3 protein-coding genes are annotated in these 7,769 nt (G+C 65.0%); all 3 read right to left on the minus strand.

Annotated features, from left to right (window positions below; all coding sequences use genetic code 11):
• Positions 1–335 precede the first annotated feature (335 nt).
• The 3 genes from ABFD92_08845 to ABFD92_08855 all read right to left on the minus strand — a co-directional run bounded on the left by ABFD92_08845 (position 336) and on the right by ABFD92_08855 (position 7,572).
• Positions 336–2,117 carry a c-type cytochrome gene (locus tag ABFD92_08845; protein MEN6504631.1) on the minus strand — a complete coding sequence of 594 codons (1,782 nt, stop codon included), beginning with the start codon at positions 2,115–2,117 and terminating at the stop codon, positions 336–338.
• A 128-nt stretch (positions 2,118–2,245) separates the two neighbouring features.
• Positions 2,246–4,810: a hypothetical protein gene (locus ABFD92_08850; protein MEN6504632.1), complete on the minus strand. Its 2,565-nt coding sequence runs from the start codon at positions 4,808–4,810 to the stop codon at positions 2,246–2,248.
• A gap of 119 nt (positions 4,811–4,929) precedes the next feature.
• Positions 4,930–7,572, minus strand: coding sequence for an autotransporter-associated beta strand repeat-containing protein (locus tag ABFD92_08855; GenBank protein ID MEN6504633.1), 2,643 nt, complete (start codon positions 7,570–7,572; stop codon positions 4,930–4,932).
• Positions 7,573–7,769: the final 197 nt, after the last annotated feature.

Below are 7,769 nucleotides of genomic sequence, written 5' to 3' on the forward strand. Positions count from 1 at the left end.
AGAAGCCGAATGTCGCAAATGGACGAATAAGGACGGGGAGCAACGGGGTGCCTGCCTGATGTGCCTTCTGCAGAAGACCACGCCAACGGGAAGGGCAAGGAGTTCCGACTCGATCATTTTGCCGATAGAGCCTCGAAGAGGCTCCAGAATTTAGCCGGAGGCGTGAGCCTCCGGAACAAGCTCGTTAAATGATCCCGCCTCGAAGAGGCGGCAGGTTTCGAGGGACTGGATGAACTCGCGAATCGGCGGCGTCAGGGACACGCACAACGGAGTTGTGCGTGGCACCCTCCTTCGCAGACACTGAGCTCCCCGTTCCCTGGCTCCCGGTTCCCTTTCTACCTCGACAGCACGTACTCGGCCAGGTCATCCAACTGCTGTTTTGTCAATTTGCTGGTGATCCCGTGTTTGTCGTTAGGGTTGAACTTCGTCAGCACATCGGTCATGGTCGCGGCGCGGCCGTCGAACAGATACGGGGCGGTGCGCCAGACTTCGGTCAGCTTGGTGGTGTAAAACTTCGTTGGGCCTTTGGCGTCGGTCAGGCCGATGTCGTGGGGCTTTTCGTCGGTGCCCAGGGCGCCGCTGTGGCAGGCGGCACAGCCAGCCGATTCGAAAAGCTTCTCGCCGCGCAGCGCCGATTCGCTGAGCTTGCCGCCAACGAGGCGCGGGCTGGGGACCGGGGCGAGGCTTCGCAGGTAGGCCTCGATGTCCGCGGCGGCGGCTTCGTCCATGCCGCTCATCTGGATGTGGCGGATGCCCGCCCGGACGGCGTCGGCCGACTTGGCCCGCACGCCGGAGATCATCACCGGCGCCGCCTGGTGCGTCAGCAGCAGGCTTCGGGTGTTCTTGGCATTGCCGTACCCGTCATTGAGCAGGTCCCAGTTCAGCGCGTCGGCGCGCACGTCCGGATGGCAGCTCGCGCAGCTCTGCCAGTTCTGGAAGCAACTCAGCGCGTCATTGAACAGCCGCTCCCCCCGCCGCGGCGGCGACTCCTTCGGCGCCGGCCCCACCGCGACGCTGACGGCTTTAGCGCCGGGCCGCGAAGGATCGAGCACCGCCAGGGTGTCGGTGAAATACTCAGCCGCAATCGCGTTGGCGCCGGCGAAGACCACACCTCGCGGACCGACGCCCTTGAGCGCCACACGCCGGCGGATGCCCGCCAGGAACGCCAAGTCGTTGCGCACCTCGGCCGACCGCGCGGGGCCTGCCTTGGCGGCTTCGGCGAGTTTGGCCAACATCGCCGGCGCGTCGATCACGCTGAACTCGTTGGTCCCGGCGTGCGACACGCAGATCTGCTTGCCATCGGCTGACCATGCGACGCCCCACGGATTGGCCGCCCCGCGGTCCAGGTCGTCCAGCAGCACCGTGTTGAGCAGCGAGGCGGAGGCTGTCTCGATGACGCTCAGGGCATTGGTGTTCATCCAGCCGCGATCCAGTTGCGTGGTGGGCAGGTGATGCCTGGCCAGGATATGCGTCACGGCAGCATAGGCCCCGTCAGGCGAGAGGCACACGCCTCGCAAACCGGTGGAACCATCGGGCAAGGCGACTTCGACGCTCTTGCCCGTCGCGATGTCGATGACGCAGACCACTGCCGCGGCGGCGGCGCCGATTGCTGGGCCGGCGGGCAGGTGGTTCGCCACGATGAGCTTGCGCCCGTCGGGCGTGATGACGACGGCGACAGGCTCACGCGAAGCCGCAAGCGGCCGAGGCGCGGCGGCGCCATCGCAAGAAATTGTCAGCACGCGGTTGTTGAAGCGGTCGCAGACGTAGACGGTTTTGCCGTCGGGCGAACAGACCGGCGCCGTGGGCGAGTGGCCTGCGGGCTTGGCCCATCGCTGCGCGCCGCGTTCGTCGAAGGCGACCAACTGCCCCTCGCCCAGGCCGCACGTCGCGTAGATCGTCTTGCCGTCAGCCGAGAGCGCCACGCCCGTAGCGGCGGCCGGCAGCGGATACTGCAGCACCACCTTGCCGGCGGCAAGGTCCACCGCCAGCAGCTTGGGCGCCGTGGCGGCGGCCACGTATACCATGCGCCCGTCCGTGCCCGCCGCCAGGGCCAGCGGCGAGAGGGGCTCGTCGGCGGCGCCGGCAGGCGCGGCTGCCAGCACGCATGAAAGAAGCATCGCCAGGATACATGCCACTGTTAGGGCACGGTCGGGGAGCATGGGCGAGACGCCCATGCCACACCGAAAGAGCATGGGCGGGACGCCCATGCCACGCGCGGGGGGACGCAGCAATCTCGATGGGCAACTCATTGCGGCCTCGCGACGGTTTGTGCCTGGTCTTTGAACGGGTAGAACTTTCGCCCTTCGATCAGGGCCTTGCGGGCCTGCTGCTCGGTGCTGAGCATCTGCTCATAGATATTCTGGCGCCGGGCTTCTTCGCCGTCGTACGTGAAGCCGGGCATCTCGGGTCCGGGGCGCTTTCGCATTCGCTCGGCGCCGCCGCGGATGATCGCCAGCGCTTCCTGGTACTTGGCCGGGTCTTTCTCTTTCAGCCCATTCAGGCACGGGCTCATCTCCGGGCGGCCGAAGTCGACCTCGCTGGCGTTGCCGGCGGCGCGATGGAGTCGGCCGAGTTCTTCATCGCTCAGCGGCGAACGTCCGTAGCGGTTGTCGCGGTACGCCGTGGCGTACTCGTTGTAGTACGGGCCGTTGATGTCGATCCACGTCACGAGGCGGTCGTAGCTTTCCTTGTCGAGCTTGACGCCGTGATGGCCGGACCGCACCACCTTCATGAGCCCGCTGGCGTGCGAGCCCCACGAGTACGGCATCTGCACCTGCGAAGGCCCGGCCCCGATCGAGCCGACCAGCTTCTTGCTCCAGAGCTGGGTATACGAGACGTTGAACGTGTGCCGCGGCCCGCCCGAGAGGTTCAGCTTTTCGCCGGCGGGCTTGCCGTAGTCGTGGCACGAGACGCAGTTCTTGTCCAGGACCGGCTGAACTTCGATGTAATAGCTGAACGTGCGGGCCGGACCATACCACGGCTGCAACTGCTGCGCCGGCTTGGTCATCGCCAGCAGCGGCGAGTTGGGGGCGGCCGCGCGGCGGTCATCATGGCAACCGACGCAGCCCTGCGTTTCGCCGGGGCGCACCATCGTGCCCGAGCGCATCGACTGGATCATCATCCCCTGCTCGTCGAGGAGCTGAAAGTACACGAAGCGGTCAGCGGGCACCTTGAAGTACGCGCTGCCGTCGGCCTCGACCGGCACGGTGCCCAGGATGCGCTTGTTGATGAAATCGTGCCATCCGATGGCGGGCGACTCGCTGCCCTGGCCGCCGTACGCCGGGTGCGTCCAGTGGCGTTTCTCGGGGCTCTCGACCACGCGGAGATACTTCACCGCCCCGGGTTTGACCGTTTCCATGCCCGTGCCGCGATAGACGTTGGCGATGTAAAACGCCCCGTCGCTCTTGCGCAGGTCGACGCGGCTGGGCACCACCGGCGGGCGGGGGCGTGCGGCCAGCGGCATCGGGTCGTAGCAGCCCGGCGCTTCGCTGTGCAGCACGATCTCGTTGCCGAAGGTGTCCAGCAGCACGATGCTCATCTGCTCGCCGGGCCCGGTCAGCTTCGAGACCAGGAAATACTTGCCGTCATCGCCCAGGGGGCATGGGTCCTCGTACCGCGTGGGCACGCGCATCATGGTGTCCCAGCGCCCGCCGCCGTCGGTCGAGACCATCTCCCGCGCCGAAGGCGGCCACGTGCGAACGATCGGCTCGCGCCCATTGAGCCCCAGGCGGCGGTCGATGATCGCCAGGGCGCCCCAGGGGCGGTCGTGGCACGAGCCGAGGATCGCCATCACGCGCGAGCCGTCGCTGCCGGGGATCACCCGCGCGTCGATCACCTGGGCGCTGGCGGTGTTGTTGCCCCAGTACAGGGCGTGGTTGGTGCCGTCGGGGTTGCACGTCCACAGCGCCTGGGCGTCGCCGAAGTTGCGGTCGACGTATTCCCAGCGGTCGTAGAGAATGCGCCCATCCGGCGTCAGCGTGCCGTGGGCCTCGTGGAGCGTGCTGTGGCCGATCTGGATCGGGTTGGCGCCGTCGGCTTCCATCACCCACAGGTTGCCCATGATGTGGCGGTTGCACTGGCAGAACTTGGGCTCGCGCGTCGAGGTGAAGGCGATGCGCCCGTCGGCCAGGTACAGCGGGTCGATGTCCGACAGCCCGCGTCCGAACGTCAGTTGCCGCAGGCCCGAACCGTCGGCGTTCATCTCGTAGAGGTGGTAGTCGTCGCGAATATCGCGCCGCATCGAGACGAGGATGCGCCGGCCGTCAAAGCTCATCTCCGGGTCGCGCACAATGCCCTGGGGCAGGTCCAGCAGCACAGTGACTTTGCCGCTCTTGACGTCGAGCGTCTTGAGCGCCCCGCCGGCCACGCCGTTGAAGCTGCCGGTGTTGATCTCGCCGGTCTGAAACATCGTGGCCGTGTTGTGATGGTCCCGCGGAAACTGCCGCCGCGAGACATACAGCAGCGGCTGGGCCGACACCAGCGGATTGGCCACCAGCGCCTCGCGCTGCAGGGCCGCCAGGTCCTGCTTTGCTTTCACCCTCGCCGGTTCATCCCCCGCCGCCAGCCGCTTCTCGACCTCACCCAGCCGCGCCAGAAACTCCTTGCCGCGCGGATATCCCGCGGCGAACGTGGCCGCCAGATCCTCCACCGCCACCCTCAGCGAGGCCACAACCGCCCCCTCCGAGGGCGCCGCCTCAGGCGCCGGGCGAGCCGGCCGGGGCCGCGAATAGACCACCCCCGCCGCGACCAGAACCAATGCCGCAGCGGCAAGAGCGAGAGCGTTCCTGTTGATGATTAACGATCGAGGCATGAGTCCTTCCTTGGGTATTTGAACCCACCTCCCGTCCGGCAGGCCCGCAGCAGCAAAAAAGAAAGAGCAGGATCATCCCGGAACGATCCTGCTCTTGAGTTAACCGTCTTCAGCGGCTTCTATTTCCGACGACGCTTGAGCATCACAGCGACGCCACCCAGAACCAGCAGGCTCATCGTCGCCGGCTCGGGAACGTACGTCAGATACAGTTGGGTGTCGTCGCCACCGGCGACGCTGTCGCCGCGAACAACGCTGAACGTGTCGTAGGCCATGTTGGTGAATCCGGTCTTATCCACCAGGAACTGATCCGACCCGGTAAACGTCGTGATGGCCGTGTTGCTGTCGGCGATCAGCCACGTGTAGGGCGTAACGCTGTCAAAGTTGGCAGCCGCGCCGGCGGTGTTGTCGAGCTTGAGGCTGGCCAGGCGGATGATGAACTCGTTGCCGGCGCTAAGGGCACTGAGGTTAAGCGCGCCGGTAATATTGACCAGGTCCCATCCGGGATCAGTGCCGGCAGTCCCCAGAATGTCGTTGATCTCGAACCGGTAGCTGCCGCCGGCGCCCCAGGTCAGACCGGCCGCATACGTCTGCGTGCCGGGGCTGTTGCCGGGGCTGAGGATGGCGCCCGCGCCGATGGTGACGGCCGCGTTGATGCTGCCCGTGCCGCCGATGGTGCCCTGTGTGATTGTAATGGGCGCGGTGACGGCGACGGAACTGTTGGTGATGAAGGTCGCCGTGGCGCCGTTGACTGTGATGCTGGAGCTGTTGATGCGCCCGGCGCCGCCCAGGGCCAGCGTTCCGGCGTTGATCAGCGTGCTGCCGGTGTAGGTGTTGGCGCCGGTAAGGACCCACTTGCCCGCGCCGGTCTTGGTCAGCGACGTGGCGTTGGTGGACTGGTTGGCGATGACAGCCGCGAGCGTGTTGGCGTCGGTGTTCGTGCCGGTCAGCGTCAGCGTCCGTGTGCCGGTGCCTACAAAGCCCATCGACCCGGTGTTGTTGAACACTAAAGGTGAGCCTGCATCGCCAGAGGCGTCGAGTGAGCCCCAGGCTGTTCCAAGGCTGAACAGGCGGTTGGTCGTTCCGGTAGTTGAGCCCGTTCCGGCGTACTGGAGCGTTCCGCCATCGAGCACAAGATTGAGCGCCGTGCTGTCAGACTTACCGAGATTACTGGCCACGCCGCCGTTGGCCAATGAGGATACGCTCAGCGTACCGCCGCGGATGGTCGTATCACCGGTATTGGTGTTGGCGCCACCCAAGATCCATTTGCCCGAACCGGTCTTGAGGATATAAACAGGATTACTGCCATTGCCATTGGGGATGATAGGAGAAAACGTGTTGTCACCTGTATTGGACCCGGTGAATTCGAGCGTGGTATTGTAGTTCGTGCCCGAGATCGTCAGCGTCCCTGGATTGGTGAATTTCAGCGCCCCTGTTCCGGAGGCATCGATCGCGGCCGTGCTGTAGGTGTTGATCTTGAAAAGGCGATCCGTGCTTGACCCGGACCCAATGTAACGAAGTGTGCCGATGACTCCGTCATTGGCGGCAAAGACAAGGTTCGTGGCCGCGTTAGAGGACTGGCCGATGCTGCTGGCGCTGCCGCCGTCAGCCAACGAAGAGACTTCCAGTATGCCTCGAGAGATCGTCGTGACGCCAGTGTAGGTATTCGCCCCAGACAAGCTCAATGTGCCATAATTAGATTTGCTCAGGGCGCCGGTTCCACCCAGAATGGCACTGACGGTAGTGTCGGCGGTATTGTTCATCGTGTAGCTGGAGCCTGTCAACGTGCCGCTGCCGATGATGGAGCCGGCTGTCAGGGTCACCGCGCCGACGGTATCGCTGTGGCTGCCTATGTCGAGCGTGCCGCCATTGATGGTGACGGCTCCGGAGGCGATAGCATTATCGATTCCATAGGCAAGGGTTCCGGCGTTGATGGTGGTCGTGCCGGAGTAGTTGTTGGCGGCATTGAGGTTCAAGGTGCCGGCGCCGCTCTTGGTCAGGGCCGTTCCCGTGATGGCGGTGTTGATGTCCAGCACGTCCGTGGCTGTGTCGGTGCGGATCACCAGTTCGGCGCCTGCGGCGATAGCCGTGCCGCCGCTGATGGTGCTGGTCCCGCCGCCGGACTTCAGGATGCCCGGAACGGTCAGGGTCTGGGAGGCGTTCTGCGTCCAGTTCGCCCCGCTGCCCGAGAGGTTCAGGCTCAGCAGCGTGATGCTGTTCTGATTTGCCGGCGAGCCGGTCAACTTCACGTGCTTGCTGGCGGTGATGGTGTCGACCGCGACGGTATTGGCGTCGACGCCATAGTTCAGCGCGCGCACGAACGTGCCGGCGCCGTCCATGGCGGCATAGCTCGACCCGCCGTAGAAGATGCCCGTGTTGATGAAGCCGGCCGCAGCGCCTGTCAGGTTGAAGCCGTTAGTAGCGCCGTTGACGCCGCCGCCGTTGACGAAATTGCCCGTGGCGCCTGCCGTACGCGCCGCCAGGGAGGAGAAGGTGATGGCCTCGTCGAAGTTGGCCGTTCGGGTGGTCTTTGCCGTGCCCTCGCCGGCGCTGAAGGTCAGGGTGCCCAGGTTCTGAGAAAGCGCGCCCGATGCGCCGACGTTGTCGAAGTTGAAGGCGCCCTTGCCACCGAAGGTCAGGCCTGAACTCGATGACAGCGATCCCGTTGCGCGTTTGAGCGTCAAGGTGCCGCCTCTTACGGTTGTAACGCCGGTGTAGATGTTATTATTGGTGAGGGTCAGGGTTCCAACATCGTCCTTGGTCAAGGCCGCAGTGCCGGTGCCAGCGCCGTTGCTAATGACTCCGCTGACAACGGTGTTCCCTGTGCCGTAGACGGCTAACCCAACTTCCGCAGTTATAGATTTATGCAGATTATTTTCGGTCGATTTGTGCAGGAATGGCGGTGCAATGGCGGCATTCTGCTACCCCAAAGGGTCTTTTCACTTGTTTTGGATCCGATCAG

It is taken from the genome of Planctomycetaceae bacterium (assembly GCA_039680605.1).
GTDB lineage: Bacteria > Planctomycetota > Phycisphaerae > SM23-33 > SM23-33 > JAJFUU01.